Raw genomic sequence first — 17,784 nt, 5'->3', positions numbered from 1 at the left:
CCCGTCCACTTCCTCGGCTCGCCGCCGCCGCACACTTTCCTTCCTCCCATGCTGCCCCCGCCGGGCCCGGAAATCGAGGCGGCACCGGCCAGACGAGGTCGATGTCGTTTTCTCGCCAGCCGGGGACGGCCGCCGTCCACGATCCTGGACCCATGCACACCGACACCGAGCGCTGTGTGCGGGCCGTCCGGTCGAAGGACGCCCGCTTCGACGGCGTCTTCTTCACCGCGGTCCTCACCACACGGATCTACTGCCGTCCCAGCTGCCCGGTCGTGCCGCCCAAGGCGGAGAACATGGTCTTCCACCCCAGCGCCGCCTCCTGCCAGCGCGCCGGATTCCGGGCCTGCAAGCGCTGCCGGCCGGACACCAGCCCCGGTTCCCCGGAGTGGAACGTCCGCGCCGACGCCGTCGCCCGCGCCATGCGCCTCATCCAGGACGGCGTCGTGGACCGCGAGGGCGTCTCGGGACTCGCCGCCCGGCTCGGCTACTCCACCCGCCAGATCGAACGCCAGCTCCTCGCCGAACTGGGCGCGGGCCCCCTGGCCCTGGCCCGCGCCCAGCGGGCCCAGACGGCCCGCCTGCTGATCGAGACCACCGCGATGCCCATGGCGGAGATCGCCTTCGCCGCCGGATTCGCCTCGATCCGCACCTTCAACGACACCGTCCGCGAGGTCTTCGCGCTCGCCCCCGGAGAGCTGCGGGCCCGCGTCGGCGGCCCCCGCCCGGGGGGCTCCCGTGTCTCCGCCGGCGCCCCGGCGACGCCGGGTGTCCTCGCGCTGCGCCTGCCGTACCGCGCCCCGCTGAACCCCTCCAACCTCTTCGGCCATCTCGCCGCGACCGCCGTGCCCGGGGTGGAGGAGTGGCGGGACGGCGCCTACCGCCGGACGCTCGCCCTGCCGCACGGCCACGGCATCGTGGCCCTGGCCCCGCGACCCGACCACATCGCCTGCCGGCTCTCCCTCACCGACCCGCGCGACCTCACCCACGCCATCAGCCGCTGCCGCTGGATGCTCGACCTCGACGCCGACCCGGTCGCGGTCGACGAGCAGCTGAGCCGCGACCCGCAGCTCGCGCCGCTCGTCGAGCGGGCGCCCGGACGGCGGGTGCCGCGCACCGTCGACGCCGCCGAGTTCGCGGTACGGGCCGTGCTCGGCCAGCAGGTCTCCACCGCGGCGGCCCGCACTCACGCCGCCCGCCTGGTCACCGCGCACGGCGTCCCCGTCGAGGACCCCGAGGGCGGCCTCACCCACCTCTTCCCGACCCCCGCCGCGCTCGTCGGCCTCGACCCCGAGACGCTCGCACTGCCCCGCAGCCGCCGCCACACCCTCCTCACCCTCGTCGAGGCACTCGCCGACGGCTCCCTGGAGCTGGGCCCGGCCTGCGACTGGGAGGAGGCCCGCGCCCGGCTGCAGGCCCTGCCCGGCTTCGGGCCCTGGACCACCGAGGTCATCGCCATGCGCGCCCTCGGCGACCCGGACGCCTTCCTCCCCGGCGACCTGGGCGTCCGCCGCGCCGCCCACCACCTCGGGCTGCCGTCCACCCCGGCCGCGCTGACCGCCCGCGCCGCCGACTGGCGGCCCTGGCGCGCGTACGCCGTGCAGTACCTCTGGGCCACCGACAGCCACCCCGTCAACCACCTCCCCGCCTAAGGAAGCAGCCCCCGCCATGCCCACCGTCCAGCACCTGGTCGTGGACAGCCCGTACGACGCGCTGACCCTGGTCGCCGTCGACGGCGTCCTCAGCCGCATCCACATGACCGACCAGCGCCACCGCCCGCCGGAGGAGACCTTCGGCGCGCCCGACCCCCGCCCCTTCGGCGAGGCGGTCCGTCAGCTCGACGCCTACTTCGCCGGTGAACTGACCGCGTTCGACCTGCCGTTGAGGCTAATCGGCACCCCGTTCCAGCTCCGGGTGTGGGAGCAGCTGTGCCTGATCCCGTACGGCGAGACCCGGACGTACGGCGAACTGGCCGAGGCCCTCGGCAACCCCGGCGCCTCCCGGGCGGTGGGCCTGGCCAACGGCAAGAACCCGCTCTCCATCGTCGTCCCCTGCCACCGCGTGATCGGCGCGAGCGGTTCCCTGACGGGATACGGCGGCGGCCTCGGCCGCAAACAGCGGCTGCTCGCCTTCGAGTCCGGCCGGTCCGACACCCTTTTCTGACGCGGACCGGCCCCCGGGAGACGCCCCGGGCGCGCGCGTCAGAGCAGTCGGTCCAGGAGCGCCGGGAGCGCGGTGCCGATCGGCTCGCGTACGACCTCGTCGGCGATCTCGTCGTACGGCGTGGGCTGGGCGTTCACGACGACCAGCCGCGCCCCGTGTTCCGCGGCGATCCCCACCAGGGAGGCGGCGGGATGGACCTGGAGGCTCGTGCCGACCGCGAGGAAGACCTTCGTGGCCTTGGCGATCGACATCGCCGTGCCGAGGACGACCGGGTCGAGCCGCTGGCCGAAGAGCACGGTCGCCGACTTGAGGATGCCCCCGCAGTCCCGGCACGCCGGATCGTCCTCGCCCGCCCGCACCCGGTCCAGTGTCTCGTCCATGGGGGACCGGACATGGCACCGGGTACACACCACGGCCCGCGCGGAGCCGTGGAGTTCGAGGACCTTGCGCTCCGACACCCCGGCGAGCTGGTGGAGCCCGTCCACGTTCTGCGTGAGCACCCGGACCGGGTTCCCGCGCTTCTCGAACGCGGCGATCGCCCGATGGGCCACATTCGGCTCGGCACGCCCCACCGGCCCGTCCAGGCGCATCCGCCACGCCCGCCGCCGGATCGCCGGATCGGCCATGTAGTACGCGTACGTCACGACCTTCTCGGCCTCCGGGTCGCGCGTCCACTCCCCGTCGGGCCCTCGGTAGTCGGGGATGCCGGAATCCGTGGAGATTCCGGCGCCGGTGAGTATCGCGACCATGGTCATGACCGGAGCGTAGGACCCGGCTCACGGGCGTCGCCACGGATTTCCGGCCTCCTCGGCCGCCCGTCCCGGCGGCCTCGGCCCGTATGGGCAGGGCGCACGAACCGGCCTGTCGCCCCCCGTTTGATCGATCGTCGGGGATCCCGCGCCCCGCTATGAGCGGGAATATCGCCTCATCGGGGGGTGGCACGGCCTCTTCCGCTCCGGATAGGGTCGGCCTCGGCGCGACTGCCTGTTCGAAAGCAAGGGATGCAAGGTGACGGACGGAGCAGTAACCGAGGTCGCACAGGGACGAGCACGCGTGCTCGTCGCGGCCGACAAGTTCAAGGGTTCGCTCACGGCCGTGCAGGTCGCGGAGCGGGTCACGGCTGGGCTGCGGCGGGTCGTCCCCGAGCTGGAGGTGGAGACGCTGCCCGTCGCGGACGGCGGCGACGGCACGGTCGCGGCCGCGGTGGCGGCCGGTTTCGAGCGCCGTGAGGTGCGGGTGACCGGGCCCCTCGGCGAGCCGGTGACGGCGGCGTTCGCGCTGCGCGGGACGACGGCGGTCGTGGAGATGGCGGAGGCTTCCGGCCTCCAGCTGCTCCCGCCCGGTGTCTTCGCGCCGCTGACCTCGACCACGTACGGCTCCGGCGAGCTGCTGCGCGCCGCCCTCGACGCGGGCGCCACGAGCATCGTCTTCGGCGTCGGCGGCAGCGCCACCACGGACGGCGGCGCGGGCATGCTCGCCGCGCTGGGCGCGGTCTTCCTTGACGCGGCCGGCGAGCCGGTCGCCCCCGGCGGCGGGCCGCTGCGCGAGCTGGCCTCGGCCGACCTCTCCGGTCTCGACCCGCGCTTCGCCTCCGTCGACCTGGTCCTCGCCAGCGACGTGGACAACCCGCTGACCGGCCCCAAGGGCGCTCCGGCGGTCTACGGCCCGCAGAAGGGGGCGTCCCCCGAGGACGTCGAGACCCTGGACGCGGCCCTCGCCCACTTCGTCACCGTCCTGGAGAAGGCCATCGGTCCCAAGGCCTCGGAGTGCGCCGTCGCCCCGGGCGCGGGCGGCGCCGGCGGCATCGGCTACGGCGCGCTGGTCGGCCTGGACGCGAGCTTCCGGCCCGGCATCGAGCTGATGCTGGACGTCCTCGGCTTCGCCCCGGCCCTGGAGCGGGCCACCCTCGTCATCACCGGCGAGGGCTCCCTGGACGAGCAGACCCTCCACGGCAAGGCCCCCGCGGGCGTCGCGTCCGCGGCCCGCGCGGCGGGCAAGGAGGTCGTCGCGGTCTGCGGCCGCCTCGCCCTCGCCCCGGAGACGCTCGGCACGGCCGGCATCCGCCGCGCCTACCCGCTCACGGACCTGGAGCCGGACACGGAGAAGTGCATTGCCGAGGCGGGCCCCCTCCTGGAGCAGGTCGCGGCGAACATCGCACGCGACTTCCTGGCCTGAGGCGCCGAAGCCCGGTGTGGCGGGCGGGTCGGGCTGGCCGGCGTGACGGTCCGACGGGACCGGCCCGCCGGCCCGGGGCCGGCCTTCCCGTCACGTGCCGGTCTCTCCGTCACGGCCCCGCCCGGCGGTCACGGTCCCGTGGCCACGGGCGGGGCATGCCACCCCCGCCTGGTTCGTCCGGGGCGCCGCCGCACCCCCCGCTCCGGCGCCACCGCGCCGCCGCCGGGCCTGAGCACTGCGGGGCCTGAGCGCCGCCCGGCCAGTGTGGCCGTACGCCGAGGACCTCTGCCCAGATCGCGCGCAGGGCCTCCTCGACGGATCCCTCCGCGCTCTCGCCGTCCGAGACCGCGTCGGCGGCCCGCCCGGTCTGCGTGCCCGCGCCCCGCCGGGCCTGCGTGCCCGCACCCCGCCGGGCCTGAGCGCGCCCGTACCCCGCCCGGCCTGTGTACCCGCACGGCGCCCGCCTGCGCGCCCGCACCCCGCCCGCACTCCTCCCGCGCCGCCGCCGTCCCCCTCACCCCGCCGCCGTCAGCCGGAACGCGTCCAGGGCCAGCGTCATCTCCGTCAGGTCCCTCGGTCGCGACAGCGACCGTGACGTCAGCTGCTCCAGGCGCCGCAGCCGGTTGAAGACCGTGTTCCGGTGGCAGTACAACCGCCCCGCCGCCCGCCCCGCCGAACCCTCGCAGTCGAGCCACACGTCCAGCGTCTCCAGCAGGATCGCCCGGTCCGCCGGATCCAGTTCCAGGAGACCGCCCAGCACGCCCGTGATCAGCAGCCCCGCCATCTCGGGCTGCCCGACCACCAGGGCGGCCGCCATCCGCCGGTCCAGCCGGACGATCTCGTGGGACTCCGGCGGGCAGGTGCGCAGTGCCAGCTCCGCGAGCCGGCGGGCCCGGCCCAGCTCCGCGAGGCCCGAGACCACCGGACTGATCCCGCCGGGGCCCGGGCAGCGACCGGTCAGCAGCTCGGACAGCGCGTCCAGACCCGTGCCCTCCGTCAGCGACACCACCCCGATCTCACAGTCCGCCCGCATCCGCCACAGGAACCGCACCCCCGCGCCCTGCACCCGCCGGTGGAACGGCTCCGGCACCTCCCGCCGGTCGTAGCGCAGCACCACCACCGCGTACCGCCCGTGCTCCGGCAGATCCAGGCCCGCCGCCGCCCGCGAGACCACCTCAGGCGTCCGCTGGCCCTGCAACAGCGCGTCGAGCAGCGCCTGCAGCTGCTCGTCCGTACGCCGCCGCAGCTCCAGCTCCGTCGCCCGATAGGCCTCCGACGCCGTGTCCGCCTGCGCGTCCACCGCGTGCCACACCATCGTCGCCGACTGCATCAGCGCCGTCAGCTGCGCCGGATCCGCCGCCGCGCCCTCGATCAGCGCCTCCCAGACCAGATGCCCGGCCGACCGGTACGAGTGCACCACCAGCTCCAGCGGCATCCCCTGCTCCGCCCGCAGCCGGCCCATCTCGTCCGCGTGCTCCAGATCCCGCCGGGGCGAGTCGCGGGGCGCCGAGATCATCTCGATCCCGATCCGCATCGCCTCGTGGGCCTCCTGCCAGTGCTGGTCGTGCGGCACGATCCGGCCGTACGCCGGCTCGTACGCGTGCAGCTCTCTCAGATGCTCGTCCACCAGCTCCGGCAGCCGTGCCAGGAGCGCCGCGCACGCCTGTGCGAGCAGCTTCCAGTCGTCGCCGGTCCGCGGTCTGCGCCGTCCCATGCCCGGAGGATGCCATCCTTCCGCCGTATCCCACAGGCCCCTGACACGCACTGTTGTGCCCGTGCACAACCCGCCGCCGCGCCCGCTGGTCACCGGCAGCGTTTCCGCCGCCGGACGTGGACGGGCGGCCCCCGCGGTGCTGGGGTGAGCGCCACTGAACAGGCCACGGAATCCGAACAGGCCCCGGGAACGGGGCAGGCCGACGCAACGGACAGGCCACGGAGACCGGGCAGGCCACGGAAGGGGAGCCATGGGGGGTACCGCACTCGCGCTCGAGATAGCGGACCTGTCGGCGGGATACGGACCCGTACGCGCACTGCGAAGGGTGTCGCTCGACGTACCGGAAGGCGCCGTCGTCACCGTCCTCGGCGGCAACGGCGCCGGGAAGTCCACGCTGCTGCGCGCCGTCTCGCGCACACTGTCGTTCCACGGCGGCGCCGTCGTCTCCGGCACCGTCCGCTTCGGCGGCCGGGAGCTCGGCGGGCTCGCGCCCGACCGGGTCGTCGCCGCCGGCGTCTCCCAGGTGCCGGAGGGACGCCAGGTCTTCGCCCGGATGACCGTCGAGGACAACCTCCGCGCCGGAGCGCTGGGCGCCCGCGGCGACCGGGCCGCGAAGGCCTCGGCTCTCGCCCGGGTCCACGAACTCTTCCCGGTCCTCGCCGAGCGCGCGGGGCAGCGCGCCGGGCTGCTGTCCGGCGGCGAACAGCAGATGCTCGCCGTCGGCCGCGCCCTGATGGCCTCGCCGAGGCTGCTCCTCCTCGACGAGCCCTCGCTCGGCCTCGCGCCGCTGATGGCGGCCCGGATCGCCGACACCATCCGCGAGATCAACGCCCAGGGCACGGCCGTCCTGCTCGTCGAACAGAACGCCGCGCTCGCCCTGCGCCTCGCCTCCCGGGCGTACGTCCTGGAGGTCGGCGAGGTCACCCTCTCCGGCCCGGCCGACGAACTCGCCGCCTCCGACGAGGTACGCCGCCGCTATCTGGGCGTCGTCGACGAGGACGCCGCCGCCGACGCGGCCGGCGCCACCGCCGCCCATCCGGTGCTCTCCCGCTGGGAGGAGGCCCGATGAGCGACGACGCCACCACCCCGCCGGCCGCTCCGCAGGGCGTCGGCACACCCGTCCCCGCCCTGGAGGTACGGGACGTCACCGTCAGGTTCGCCGGACTCACCGCCCTGGACTCCGTCGGGTTCACCGTGCGCCCCGGCACCGTCCACGCGGTCATCGGCCCCAACGGCGCCGGCAAGTCGACCTGCTTCAACGTGCTCTCCGGGGTCTACCGGGCCACCTCCGGCTCCGTCCGCTTCGGGGACCGGGAGCTCACCGGCCTGCCCCCGCACCGGATCGCGGACCTCGGGGTCGCCCGGATCTTCCAGAACCTCGCCCTCCCGCCCCGGGTCACCGTCGAGGACAGCCTGATGCTGGGCCGCCACCGGCTCACCCGCACCGGCTTCGTCGCCGCCGGGCTCCGGCTCCCCTCCGCCTCCCGCGAGGACGCCCGGCACCGGGCCCGGGTACGCGAGATCGCCGCCTTCGTCGGCCTGGAGCAGCAGCTGGCGCAGCCCGCCGGGTCCCTCCCGTACGGACAGCAGAAGCTCGCCGAACTCGCCCGGGCGCTCTGCATGGAGCCCAAGCTGCTGCTCCTCGACGAGCCCGTCGCCGGGATGACCGCCGACGAACGCCGCCGTACCGCCGCCGTCATCGCCGGTGTGCGCGACAGCCTCGGGATCTCCATCGTCCTCGTCGAACACGACATGGGAGTGGTGATGCGGCTCGCCGACGCCGTCACCGTCCTCGACTTCGGCCGTCGCATCGCCGACGGCACCCCCGGCGACGTACAGAACGACCCGGCGGTCGTCCGCGCCTATCTCGGAGAGGAGACCGCCGAGTGACCACCTTCGCCGAACTCCTGCTCAACGGCGTCTCGTTGGGCTCGATCTACGCCCTCATCGCCCTCGGCTTCGTGGTGATCTTCCGCGCCACCGAGGTCGTCAACTTCGCCCACGCCTCGCTCCTGCTCGCCGGCGGCTACGTCACCGCCGTCCTCCACGAACCCCTCGGATTCTGGCCGGCGCTGCTCGTCGGCATCGCCGGCGCCGCCCTGGTCGGCGCGGCCGTCGAGTTCCTGGTCATGCGCCGCTACCGAGGCTCCGACCACAGCGTCCTCGCCATCGTCACCATCGGCGTCGACATCCTGCTCGCCACCGAACTCACCCGCCGCATCGGCACCGACATCCTCGCGCTCGGCGACCCCTGGGGCGACTCCGTCGTCACCCTCGGCCCGGTCACGATCGCCCAGACCCGGATCGCGGCCTTCCTCGCCGCCGCGCTGCTCATCACCGCGTTCCTGCTGGCCTTCCGCCACACCTCCTGGGGCGTCGCCATGCGCGCCGCCGCCGAGAACCAGGAGACCGCCGCGCTCATGGGCATCCGGCTCGGCCGGGTCTCGCTCGGCGCCTGGGCGGTGGCCGGCGGGCTCGCCGCCGTCGCCGCTCTCTTCCTCACCGTCTTCCCCACCCCCGGCCTGGAGCGCTCCACCTCCCTCGCCGCGCTGAAGGCCTTCCCGGCCGCGATCCTCGGCGGCCTCGACTCCACCACCGGCGCCCTCGTCGGCGGACTCCTCGTCGGCATCACCGAGTCCCTCGCCACCGGCTACCAGGGCGACCTGACCTTCCTCGGCCGGGGCATCGGCGACCTCGCGCCGTATCTGGTGATGGTCGCCGTCCTGCTCATCCGCCCGGCCGGTCTCTTCGGCACGAAGGAGCTGGCCCGTGTCTGACGCGCTGCCCCGCCGCGGGTTCGCCGCCGTCGCCCGCCCCCGGGTCTACGGCTGGGCCGTCGCCGGCCTCGTCCTCGCCGCCTTCCCGTTCTACCTGGACCGCTTCTGGCTCCAGGCCGGCCTGTTCGCCATGGCCGCCGCCATCGGAGCCATCGGCATCAACCTGCTGACCGGCGCCACCGGCCAGCTCTCCATGGGACACGCCTTCTTCCTCGCCGTCGGCGCGTACGGCTACTGCGCCTTCGCCGGCGACGGCACGGACGGACTGGCCGGCCTCGGCCTGCCGGGCTGGCTCGCCGCCGTCCTGGCCGTCGCGCTCGCGGGCCTGGCCGGTGGGGTGTTCTCGCCGATCGCCGGGCGCCTGCGGGGCGCGTACCTCGGCATCGCCACCCTCGCGCTGATCTTCATCGGCCAGCACGTCCTCTTCAACGCCCATGACCTCACCGGCGGCTTCAACGGCCGGGCCGTGCCACCGCTCAGCCTCTTCGGCCTCACCTTCGACGACAGCGAACTCCTCGTCGCCCAGGTGCCGTTCGGCGCCGCCGAGAAGCTCTGGTACCTCGGTCTGGTCCTGCTCCTCGCGGGCGCCCTCTTCGCCCGGGGTGTCCTGCGCGGCCGCCCCGGCCGCGCCATGAACGCCATCCGGGACCACCGGATCGCGGCGGGCGTCATGGGCATCCCCGTGGCCCGCTACCGCGCCGCCGTCTTCGTGCTCTCCTCGATGTACGCGGGTCTGGCGGGCGTCCTCCTCGCGCTGGTCTTCCAGCGCACCGTGCCGGAGTACTTCGGCATGATGCTCTCCCTCGAATACCTGGCCATGATCGTCATCGGCGGTCTCGGCTCGGTCGCCGGAGCGGTGGTCGGAGGCGTCTTCGTCTCCCTGCTGCCGCAGCTCCTCAACCGGTACAGCGACGCGCTTCCCCTGGTCTCCGCCCCCGGGACGGGCGGGATCGCACCGGGGGAGGCCTCGCGCTATCTCTACGGCGCCGCCGTCGTCGCGGTGGTGCTCTTCCTGCCCGGTGGCCTGGTCCGGCTGGCCGCACGGCGCACCACACACCCCTCACGCACCAAGCAACCCTCAAGCACCACGCGATCCTCAGGGGAGGACAGATGAACCACCGACGACAGGCTGTGCGGGGCCTGACCGCCGCACTCGCCGTCCTGGTCACGCTCACGGCCGCCGGATGCAGCTCCAAGGCGAAGAGCGGTGATGACCAGGGCACCGGCGCGGGCGGGGTGAAGGCCGGCAAGGGCGTCACCGACAAGACCATCGCCATCGGCGCGCTCACCGACATGACCGGGGTGTACGCCACCCTCGGCAAGAGCGTCACCCAGGCCCAGCAGCTGTACGTCAAGCAGACCAACGCGGCCGGCGGGATCTGCGGCCGGCAGCTGGAGCTGACGGTCCGCGACCACGGCTACGACCCTCAGAAGGCGCTGTCGGCCTACACCGAGCTGGAACCGAAGGTGGTCGGTTACGCCCAGTTCATCGGCTCCCCGTTCGTCGCCGCCGTCAAGCAGCGCATCGACGGCCAGGACAAGGGGGTCGTCCTGCCGCAGGCCTGGTCGGCCTCGCTGCTCGGCTCCCCGTACATCCGGGTCCTCGGCGCCACCTACGACGTGGAGACGATCAACGCGGTCGACTTCCTGGTCAAGGAGAAGGGCCTGAAGGCGGGCGACAAGCTCGGCCACGTCTACTTCGAGGGCGACTACGGCGAGAACGCCCTGGCCGGCTCGAAGTACGCCGCCGAGAAGGCCGGTCTCACGGTGGTGGAGCAGAAGATCAAGCCCACCGACAACGACATGTCGGCGCAGGTGGCGGCGTTGCGGAAGGAGGGGGTCAAGGCCATCGTCATCAGCGCCGGCCCGCGCCAGGCCGCCTCCCTGGTGGGTGTCGCGGCCGCCGTGAAGCTGCTGGTGCCGATCGTCGGCAACAACTCGGCGTTCGCCCCGCAGCTGCTCGGCACCCAGGCCGGACCGGCGCTGGAGAAGATGTACTGGTTCGCCTCCCCGAGCCTGCCGATCGGCGCGGACACCCCGGCCGCCAAGAAGCTCGTCGCCGACTACAAGACGGCCTACCCGAGCGACACCCTCGACAACGGCATCGTCGCCGGCTGGACCGCGGCCACCGTCTTCGGCGAGGCCCTGAAGAAGGCCTGCGCCGACAAGGACCTCACCCGCGAGGGCGTCGACAAGGCCCTCCTGACCCTGAACGCCCACGACGCCGGCTTCGGCATGACGCACGACTTCAGCGACCCGAAGGCACCCTCGGCACGCGAGTCCGTGATCATCCAGCCGGACAAGACCGTCCCCGGAGGCATGCGCACGGTCCGCGAGCCCTTCGTCTCCGAGGCGGCGCGGAGCTTCACCCCGAAGACGGGCTGACGGGGCCCCACGGGGGCTCTCCGGGGCGGGCGGGGCGGGTGGACGAGCATCCGGCCCCGCCCCGCCCCCCACGACGCACTCTCCAGCGGCTCCGACCGCCTCGCGGCACCGGAGACGAGAAAGGGCCCGGACGCATCGGCGTCCGGGCCCTTTCTCTCTGTCCGTACTTCCGCTACGGCAGCTGGGCCGCGCGAGCCTCCCGGCTCTCGCGGCGGTTGCCGCGGAAGGTGTTCACCCGACGGGCCGTCGCGAAGAGGGGGATCACGGCGCCCATCACGACCTGCAGCGCGCAGCCGGTCTGGAGCAGGAACTGTCCGCCCGGGGCGTCGAACGCCCAGGCCGCCAGCATGCCCATGGCACCGACGATCCAGGCGAGCATCGCCACCGCGAGGACACCCCGCGGCTTGGGGTACTCGACCCGGCTCACCATCAGCCACGCCACTCCGATGATCGCGAGCAGCGTCGGGATGAACGGCAGCTCCAGCAGCACGATCGAGACGACCGTCAGCGCGCCGAAGGGGCTCGGCATGCCCTGGAACATGCCGTCCTTCATCGTCACGCAGGAGAATCTCGCCAGCCGGAGCACCACCGCGAGCAGCACCACGATCGCGGCCACCGCCGAGACCTTCTGCTGCGCGTCGTCCGCGACCATTCCGTACACCAGCACGAAGTAGGCCGGGGCCAGACCGAAGCTGATCAGGTCCGAGAGGTTGTCCAGCTCGGCACCCATCGGCGACGAGCGGAGCTTGCGCGCCACGATGCCGTCGAAGAGGTCGAAGATCGCCGCGGCCAGCATGAGGATCACGGCGGTGGCGGCGCTGTTGCGCGCCATGCCGTTCTCGGCGCTGCCCGTGAGGTGCGGGATGAGGATGCCGGTGGTGGTGAAGTACACCGCCATGAAACCGCACGTGGCGTTACCGAGCGTGAGGGCGTCCGCTATGGACAGCCTCATCGACAGCGGCATCTCCTCGGCGTCTTCGGCACCGTCCGCTTCGGCGTCGGCGACCCAGTCGCCGGCATGTGTGTCGGGATCAATCACGGTCAATGCGAGTCACCCCCGCGGTCGTGGTCTGACCGACCTCGACAGCGACGTCGACACCTTCCGGAAGGTAGATGTCAACGCGCGACCCGAAACGGATCAGACCGATGCGCTCGCCCTGCTCGACCTTCGTCCCCTGCGGGATGTACGGCACGATGCGGCGGGCCACGGCCCCCGCGATCTGCACCATCTCGATGTCGCCCAGCTCGGTGTCGAAGTGCCAGACAACGCGCTCGTTGTTCTCGCTCTCCTTGTTGAACGCCGGGACGAACCCGCCGGGGATGTGCTCCACGGACGTCACCGTGCCGGCCAGCGGCGCGCGGTTGACGTGGACGTTCAGCGGGCTCATGAAGATGGCGACCCGGGTCCGCCCGTCCTTCCACGGCATGATGCTCTGCACCACACCGTCGGCGGGGGAGATGACCCGGCCCTGAGCGATCTCGCGCTCGGGGTCGCGGAAGAACCACAGCATGCCCGCCGCCAGAGCGGTGGTGGGCACGGCGACAGCGGCCCAGCGCCCGGACCGGCGGGCCCGGGTGAGGCTGAGCGCCGCGGTGGCGACGGTCGGCAGAAGCCACGGCGATGCTCCGCGCGCGAGGCGTACGCCAGCGAGGCTGTCGCGAGGTGCAGAGGTTTGGCTGTGGGGCATGAATGACCTTCGTAGCGGATGATGCCGCACGGGCAAGGGGGACGGCGGCTTTCCGGCGATGCTATCGGTTGCGGGGCGCAACTGGGCAAGCCAGAAGCCGAGTCGGTCGGCCGGAAACCCTCGGCAAACGCTGACAGGGTGTGATCTTCTTCGCGGCCGAACCGACTCAAAAGCGACATCAACCCTGGAAGCGGTACTCCTCGAGCAACCGGCGACCGATGATCATTTTCTGGATCTCGGCGGTACCTTCACCGATGAGCAGCATCGGAGCCTCGCGGTAGAGGCGCTCGATCTCGTACTCCTTGGAGAACCCGTATCCACCATGGATACGGAAGGCGTCCTCGACGACTTCCTTGCAGTACTCGGAGGCGAGGTACTTCGCCATCCCTGCTTCGAGGTCGTTTCGCTCCCCGGAGTCCTTTTTGCGCGCTGCGTTCACCATCATCGCATGAGCGGCTTCCACCTTGGTAGCCATTTCGGCCAGCTTGAACTGGATCGCCTGGTGCTGGGCGATCTGCTTGCCGAAAGTATGACGCTGCTGGGCATAGGAGACACCCAGCTCGAACGCACGCTGAGCGACACCGCAGCCACGGGCGGCGACATTCACCCGGCCGACTTCGACACCGTCCATCATTTGGTAAAACCCTCGGCCGGTGGTCCCGCCGAGGACCCGATTGGCCGGAATGCGCAGTCCGTCCATGATGAGCTCGGTGGTGTCGACCCCCTTGTAACCCATCTTGTCGATCTTCCCGGGGATGGTGAGGCCCGGGCGGACCTCTCCGAAGCCGGGCTCCTTCTCGACGAGGAAGGTGGTCATCGACTTGTGCGGGGCGGTGCCCTCGGGGTGTCCTTCGTCACTTCGGACGAGAACGGCGACCAGCGTTGACGTTCCGCCGTTCGTCAGCCACATCTTCTGGCCGTTCAGGACGTACTCGTCGCCGTCCTTGACCGCCTTGGACGTGATCGCCGACACGTCCGAGCCGAGGGCCGGCTCCGACATCGAGAACGCGCCGCGCGTCTCGCCGGCCGCCATGCGCGGAAGGAAGTGGTCCTTCTGCTCCTGGGTGCCGTGCTGCTTGAGCATGTACGCGACGATGAAGTGGGTGTTGATGATGCCGGAGACCGACATCCAGCCACGGGCGATCTCCTCCACGCAGAGCGCGTAGGTGAGGAGCGACTCGCCCAGGCCCCCGTACTCCTCGGGGATCATCAGACCGAAGACGCCGAGCTCCTTGAGCCCGTCGACGATCTCCTGGGGGTACTCGTCACGGTGCTCCAGCTCCGTGGCGACCGGGATGATCTCCTTGTCGACGAAGTCCCGGACGGTGGAGAGGATCTCCTGCTGCACATCGGTCAGACCGTGGGTCTGGGCGAGTCGCGCCATGACTACTTCCCCTGTTCCTTGAGCTGGGGGCGGCCGGGCTGCTCGCCGCCGCGCTCCTTGATGTACGTCTCCGTGGGGACCATCACCTTGCGGCGGAACACGCACACCAGGGTGCCGTCCTGCTTGTAGCCCTTGGTCTCGACGTAGACGATGCCCCGGTCGTTCTTCGACTTCGAGGGGGTCTTGTCGAGGACAGTGGTCTCGCCGTAGAGGGTGTCGCCGTGGAAGGTCGGCGCGACGTGGCGCAGCGACTCGATCTCCAGGTTGGCGATCGCCTTGCCCGAGACGTCCGGCACGGACATGCCGAGCAGCAGCGAGTAGATGTAGTTGCCGACGACGACGTTCTTCCCGAAGTCCGTCGTGTTCTCCGCGTAGTTCACATCCATGTGCAGCGGATGGTGGTTCATCGTCAGCAGACAGAAGAGATGGTCGTCGTACTCGGTGACCGTCTTTCCGGGCCAGTGCTTGTAGACGGCGCCGACTTCGAACTCTTCGTAGGTACGGCCGAACTGCATCGGACTCAGGCCTCCGGGATCTCGAACTTGGTGGTGCGCTCCATGCCCGCGGCGCGGCCCTTGCCCGAGATGACCAGGGCCATCTTGCGGCTGGCCTCGTCGATCATCTCGTCGCCGAGCATCGCCGAGCCCTTCTTGCCGCCCGCCTCGGAGGTGTAGTAGTCGTACGCGTCGAGGATCAGTTCGGCGTGGTCGAAGTCCTCCTGCGAGGGCGAGAAGATCTCGTTCGCCGCGGCGACCTGGTCCGGGTGGAGCACCCACTTGCCGTCGAAGCCGAGGGCGGCGGCGCGGCGGGCGACCGCCTTGTAGCCCTCCTGGTTGCGGATCTGCAGGTAGGGGCCGTCGATCGCCTGGAGGTTGTTGGCGCGGGCCGCCATCAGGATCCTCATCAGGATGTAGTGGTAGGCGTCGGCGTCGTAACCGGGCGGCTGCTCGCCGACCACCAGGGACTTCATGTTGATGGAGGCCATGAAGTCGGCCGGGCCGAAGATGATCGTCTCCACGCGCGGCGAGGTCTGCGCGATGGCGTTGACGTTGTTGAGGCCCTGCGCGTTCTCGATCTGCGCCTCGATGCCGATCTTGCCGACCTCGAAGCCCATGGTCTTCTCGATCTGCGTGAGCAGCAGGTCGAGGGCGACGATCTGCTGGGCGTCCTGGACCTTCGGCAGCATGATGCAGTCGAGGTTCTGGCCGGCGCCCTCGACGACCGTGACGACGTCCCGGTAGGTCCAGTGGGTCGTCCAGTCGTTGACCCGCACGACCCGCGTCTTGCCCGTCCAGTCACCCTCGTTCAGGAACTTCACGATGGTGTGCCGCGCCTCGGGCTTGGCGAGCGGCGCGCAGGCGTCCTCCAGGTCGAGGAAGACCTGGTCGGCGGCGAGCCCCTGGGCCTTCTCCAGGAAGCGCGGGTTGGAGCCGGGGACCGCCAGACACGAGCGACGCGGGCGGAGTCGGTTCACGGGGCTGGTCATGCGGGGACCTCCAGGGGGTCGAGCTTGTTCGCTTTCCGGATCTCGTCGACGATACGGCCGATGATCTCGGTGATTCCGAAGTCCTTCGGTGTGAAGACGGCGGCCACGCCCGCCCGCTTCAGATCCGCGGCATCGGCGTTCGGGATGATGCCGCCGACGATGACCGGGATGTCGTGCGCCCCCGCCTCCCGGAGGCGGTCCAGCACGTCCGGCACCAGCTCGGCGTGCGAGCCGGAGAGGATCGACAGGCCGACGCAGTGCACGTCCTCCGCGAGGGCCGCGTCGACGATCTGCTCGGGCGTCAGCCGGATCCCCTGGTAGACCACCTCGAAACCGGCGTCACGCGCGCGTACGGCGATCTGCTCGGCGCCGTTGGAGTGCCCGTCCAGGCCCGGCTTGCCCACCAGGAGCCGCAGCCGGCCGGAGCCCAGCTCCGAGGCCGTCCGCGCGACCTTCTCCCGTACCACGGCCAGCGGCGTGCCCTCCTCGGCCGTCACCGCCACCGGGGCGGAGGAGACGCCCGTGGGGGCGCGGAACTCGCCGAAGACGTCCCGCAGCGCCCAGGACCACTCGCCGGTGGTGACGCCCGCGCGGGCGCACTCCAGGGTGGCCTCGAAGAGGTTCCCGTCCCCGGCGGCGATCGCCTTGAGCGCGGCCAGCGCCTCCTGGGCGCGGGCCTCCTCGCGGTTGTCCCGCCACTCGTGGAGCTTCGCCACCACCCGGGCCTCGTTGGCCGGGTCGACCGTCATGATCGCCGTGTCGAGGTCGGCGGTGAGCGGGTTCTCCTCCGTGGACTGGAAGATGTTGACGCCGACGATCTTCTCGTCGCCGGCCTCGATCCGGGCCCGCCGCTCGGCGTGCGAGGAGACCAGCTGCGACTTGAGGTAGCCGGACTCCACGGCGGCCATCGCGCCGCCCATCTCCTGGATCCGGTCGATCTCGGCCAGGCACTCCTCCACGAGGGAGCCGACCTTGGCCTCGATGACGTGCGACCCGGCGAAGATGTCCTCGTACTCCAGCAGGTCCGACTCGTGCGCGAGGACCTGCTGGATGCGCAGCGACCACTGCTGGTCCCACGGCCGGGGCAGGCCCAGCGCCTCGTTCCAGGCGGGCAGCTGGACGGCACGCGCGCGTGCGTCCTTGGAGAGGGTCACGGCCAGCATCTCGAGCACGATCCGCTGGACGTTGTTCTCCGGCTGCGCCTCGGTCAGCCCGAGGGAGTTGACCTGCACGCCGTAGCGGAACCGGCGCTGCTTGGCGTCCTCGATGCCGTACCGCTCGCGCGTGACCTTGTCCCAGATGCGGCCGAAGGCGCGCATCTTGCACATCTCCTCGACGAAACGGACGCCCGCGTTCACGAAGAAGGAGATACGGGCGACCACCTCGCCCCTGCGCTCCTCGGGGACCTGCCCGGAGGCGAAGACCGCGTCGAGCACCGCGATCGCGGTGGACATCGCGTACGAGATCTCCTGGACCGGAGTGGCCCCCGCCTCCTGCAGGTGGTAGCTGCAGATGTTGATCGGGTTCCACTTCGGGATGTGGTTCACCGTGTAGGTGATCATGTCCGTCGTCAGCCGCAGCGACGGGCCGGGCGGGAAGACGTGCGTCCCGCGCGACAGGTACTCCTTCACGATGTCGTTCTGGGTGGTGCCCTGGAGCCGGGCGACGTCCGCGCCCTGCTCCTCGGCCACCACCTGGTAGAGCGCCAGCAGCCACATGGCGGTGGCGTTGATGGTCATCGAGGTGTTCATCTGCTCCAGGGGGATGTCCTGGAACAGCCGCCGCATGTCACCGAGGTGCGAGACCGGGACCCCGACCCGTCCGACCTCGCCGCGGGCGAGGATGTGGTCGGGGTCGTAGCCGGTCTGCGTCGGCAGGTCGAAGGCGACCGAGAGGCCGGTCTGCCCCTTCGCCAGGTTGCGCCGGTACAGCTCGTTGGACGCCTCGGCGGTCGAGTGACCGGCGTACGTCCGCATCAGCCACGGACGGTCCTTCTGGCGCTCAGTCATCTTTGG

At 71.7% G+C, this 17,784-nt stretch carries 16 protein-coding genes; 8 read left to right on the top strand and 8 right to left on the bottom strand.

What is annotated here, in order from left to right; translation table 11 throughout:
• Window positions 1-152 precede the first annotated feature (152 nt).
• Both ACFZBD_RS05300 and ACFZBD_RS05295 read left to right on the top strand, forming a co-directional pair.
• Window positions 153-1,649: an AlkA N-terminal domain-containing protein gene (locus ACFZBD_RS05300; RefSeq protein ID WP_391135595.1), complete on the top strand. Its 1,497-nt coding sequence runs from the start codon at window positions 153-155 to the stop codon at window positions 1,647-1,649.
• A 16-nt stretch (window positions 1,650-1,665) separates the two neighbouring features.
• On the top strand, window positions 1,666-2,160 hold the full coding sequence (locus tag ACFZBD_RS05295; protein WP_391135592.1) for a methylated-DNA--[protein]-cysteine S-methyltransferase: 495 nt from the start codon (window positions 1,666-1,668) through the stop codon (window positions 2,158-2,160).
• A 38-nt stretch (window positions 2,161-2,198) separates the two neighbouring features.
• On the opposite strand, the gene ACFZBD_RS05290 is transcribed toward ACFZBD_RS05295, so the two are convergent.
• The gene (locus ACFZBD_RS05290; protein ID WP_391135589.1) at window positions 2,199-2,915 is read right to left on the bottom strand and encodes a Sir2 family NAD-dependent protein deacetylase; all 717 of its coding nucleotides are present in this window, start codon (window positions 2,913-2,915) and stop codon (window positions 2,199-2,201) included.
• 253 nt (window positions 2,916-3,168) lie between these two features.
• On the opposite strand from ACFZBD_RS05290, the gene ACFZBD_RS05285 reads away from it, so the two are divergent.
• Window positions 3,169-4,335, top strand: coding sequence for a glycerate kinase (locus ACFZBD_RS05285; protein WP_391135586.1), 1,167 nt, complete (start codon window positions 3,169-3,171; stop codon window positions 4,333-4,335).
• Window positions 4,336-4,849: 514 nt separating this feature from the next.
• Here the strand turns inward: ACFZBD_RS05285 and ACFZBD_RS05280 are convergent.
• Window positions 4,850-6,049, bottom strand: a complete 1,200-nt coding sequence (locus ACFZBD_RS05280; RefSeq protein ID WP_391135583.1) for a helix-turn-helix domain-containing protein — start codon at window positions 6,047-6,049, stop codon at window positions 4,850-4,852.
• 250 nt (window positions 6,050-6,299) lie between these two features.
• Here ACFZBD_RS05280 and ACFZBD_RS05275 point away from each other — a divergent pair, with 250 nt between their 5' ends.
• The 5 genes from ACFZBD_RS05275 to ACFZBD_RS05255 are packed head-to-tail and all read left to right on the top strand — an operon-like array spanning window position 6,300 to window position 11,211.
• The gene (locus tag ACFZBD_RS05275; protein WP_391135579.1) at window positions 6,300-7,118 is read left to right on the top strand and encodes an ATP-binding cassette domain-containing protein; all 819 of its coding nucleotides are present in this window, start codon (window positions 6,300-6,302) and stop codon (window positions 7,116-7,118) included.
• Entirely contained in the window at window positions 7,115-7,939 is an 825-nt protein-coding gene (locus tag ACFZBD_RS05270) for an ATP-binding cassette domain-containing protein (protein WP_391135576.1), read from the top strand. The genes ACFZBD_RS05275 and ACFZBD_RS05270 overlap by 4 nt, the downstream gene beginning before the upstream one ends.
• Window positions 7,936-8,826: a branched-chain amino acid ABC transporter permease gene (locus ACFZBD_RS05265; protein ID WP_391135572.1), complete on the top strand. Its 891-nt coding sequence runs from the start codon at window positions 7,936-7,938 to the stop codon at window positions 8,824-8,826. The genes ACFZBD_RS05270 and ACFZBD_RS05265 overlap by 4 nt, the downstream gene beginning before the upstream one ends.
• Window positions 8,819-9,940, top strand: a complete 1,122-nt coding sequence (locus ACFZBD_RS05260; protein ID WP_391135569.1) for a branched-chain amino acid ABC transporter permease — start codon at window positions 8,819-8,821, stop codon at window positions 9,938-9,940. Before ACFZBD_RS05265 ends, ACFZBD_RS05260 begins: the two co-directional genes overlap by 8 nt.
• Window positions 9,937-11,211, top strand: a complete 1,275-nt coding sequence (locus ACFZBD_RS05255; protein ID WP_391135566.1) for an ABC transporter substrate-binding protein — start codon at window positions 9,937-9,939, stop codon at window positions 11,209-11,211. Before ACFZBD_RS05260 ends, ACFZBD_RS05255 begins: the two co-directional genes overlap by 4 nt.
• Window positions 11,212-11,383: 172 nt before the next feature.
• Here ACFZBD_RS05255 and pssA read toward each other — a convergent pair whose 3' ends face one another.
• From pssA to ACFZBD_RS05225, 6 genes are all read right to left on the bottom strand, one after another.
• Window positions 11,384-12,250, bottom strand: a complete 867-nt coding sequence (pssA, locus tag ACFZBD_RS05250) for a CDP-diacylglycerol--serine O-phosphatidyltransferase (protein WP_391135972.1) — start codon at window positions 12,248-12,250, stop codon at window positions 11,384-11,386.
• Window positions 12,243-12,899: a phosphatidylserine decarboxylase gene (locus tag ACFZBD_RS05245; protein ID WP_391135563.1), complete on the bottom strand. Its 657-nt coding sequence runs from the start codon at window positions 12,897-12,899 to the stop codon at window positions 12,243-12,245. The genes pssA and ACFZBD_RS05245 overlap by 8 nt, the downstream gene beginning before the upstream one ends.
• 178 nt (window positions 12,900-13,077) lie before the next feature.
• Complete coding sequence (locus tag ACFZBD_RS05240; RefSeq protein ID WP_391135560.1) at window positions 13,078-14,283, bottom strand: acyl-CoA dehydrogenase family protein; 1,206 nt, start codon at window positions 14,281-14,283, stop codon at window positions 13,078-13,080.
• Between the two features lie 2 nt (window positions 14,284-14,285).
• The gene (locus tag ACFZBD_RS05235) at window positions 14,286-14,798 is read right to left on the bottom strand and encodes a MaoC family dehydratase (protein ID WP_351211650.1); all 513 of its coding nucleotides are present in this window, start codon (window positions 14,796-14,798) and stop codon (window positions 14,286-14,288) included.
• A gap of 5 nt (window positions 14,799-14,803) precedes the next feature.
• The gene (locus ACFZBD_RS05230) at window positions 14,804-15,769 is read right to left on the bottom strand and encodes an aldolase/citrate lyase family protein (RefSeq protein WP_391135556.1); all 966 of its coding nucleotides are present in this window, start codon (window positions 15,767-15,769) and stop codon (window positions 14,804-14,806) included.
• Complete coding sequence (locus tag ACFZBD_RS05225; RefSeq protein ID WP_391135553.1) at window positions 15,766-17,778, bottom strand: methylmalonyl-CoA mutase family protein; 2,013 nt, start codon at window positions 17,776-17,778, stop codon at window positions 15,766-15,768. The genes ACFZBD_RS05230 and ACFZBD_RS05225 overlap by 4 nt, the downstream gene beginning before the upstream one ends.
• Between the last annotated feature and the right edge of the window lie 6 nt (window positions 17,779-17,784).

The sequence above is a fragment of the Streptomyces sp. NPDC008121 genome, from assembly GCF_042957155.1.
Classification (GTDB): Bacteria; Actinomycetota; Actinomycetes; order Streptomycetales; family Streptomycetaceae; genus Streptomyces.
This window is presented reverse-complemented; position numbering and strand designations above follow the sequence as displayed.

What these genes read in the sequence shown, in the direction of transcription:
- ACFZBD_RS05225 (WP_391135553.1), bottom strand. Translation starts at nt 17,778, where the DNA reads ATGACTGAGCGCCAGAAGGACCGTCCGTGGCTGATGCGGACGTACGCC.
- ACFZBD_RS05230 (WP_391135556.1), bottom strand. Translation starts at nt 15,769, where the DNA reads ATGACCAGCCCCGTGAACCGACTCCGCCCGCGTCGCTCGTGTCTGGCG.
- ACFZBD_RS05290 (WP_391135589.1), bottom strand. Translation starts at nt 2,915, where the DNA reads ATGACCATGGTCGCGATACTCACCGGCGCCGGAATCTCCACGGATTCC.
- ACFZBD_RS05270 (WP_391135576.1), top strand. Translation starts at nt 7,115, where the DNA reads ATGAGCGACGACGCCACCACCCCGCCGGCCGCTCCGCAGGGCGTCGGC.
- ACFZBD_RS05300 (WP_391135595.1), top strand. Translation starts at nt 153, where the DNA reads ATGCACACCGACACCGAGCGCTGTGTGCGGGCCGTCCGGTCGAAGGAC.
- ACFZBD_RS05240 (WP_391135560.1), bottom strand. Translation starts at nt 14,283, where the DNA reads ATGGCGCGACTCGCCCAGACCCACGGTCTGACCGATGTGCAGCAGGAG.
- ACFZBD_RS05235 (WP_351211650.1), bottom strand. Translation starts at nt 14,798, where the DNA reads ATGCAGTTCGGCCGTACCTACGAAGAGTTCGAAGTCGGCGCCGTCTAC.
- ACFZBD_RS05245 (WP_391135563.1), bottom strand. Translation starts at nt 12,899, where the DNA reads ATGCCCCACAGCCAAACCTCTGCACCTCGCGACAGCCTCGCTGGCGTA.
- ACFZBD_RS05295 (WP_391135592.1), top strand. Translation starts at nt 1,666, where the DNA reads ATGCCCACCGTCCAGCACCTGGTCGTGGACAGCCCGTACGACGCGCTG.
- ACFZBD_RS05255 (WP_391135566.1), top strand. Translation starts at nt 9,937, where the DNA reads ATGAACCACCGACGACAGGCTGTGCGGGGCCTGACCGCCGCACTCGCC.
- ACFZBD_RS05275 (WP_391135579.1), top strand. Translation starts at nt 6,300, where the DNA reads ATGGGGGGTACCGCACTCGCGCTCGAGATAGCGGACCTGTCGGCGGGA.
- ACFZBD_RS05280 (WP_391135583.1), bottom strand. Translation starts at nt 6,049, where the DNA reads ATGGGACGGCGCAGACCGCGGACCGGCGACGACTGGAAGCTGCTCGCA.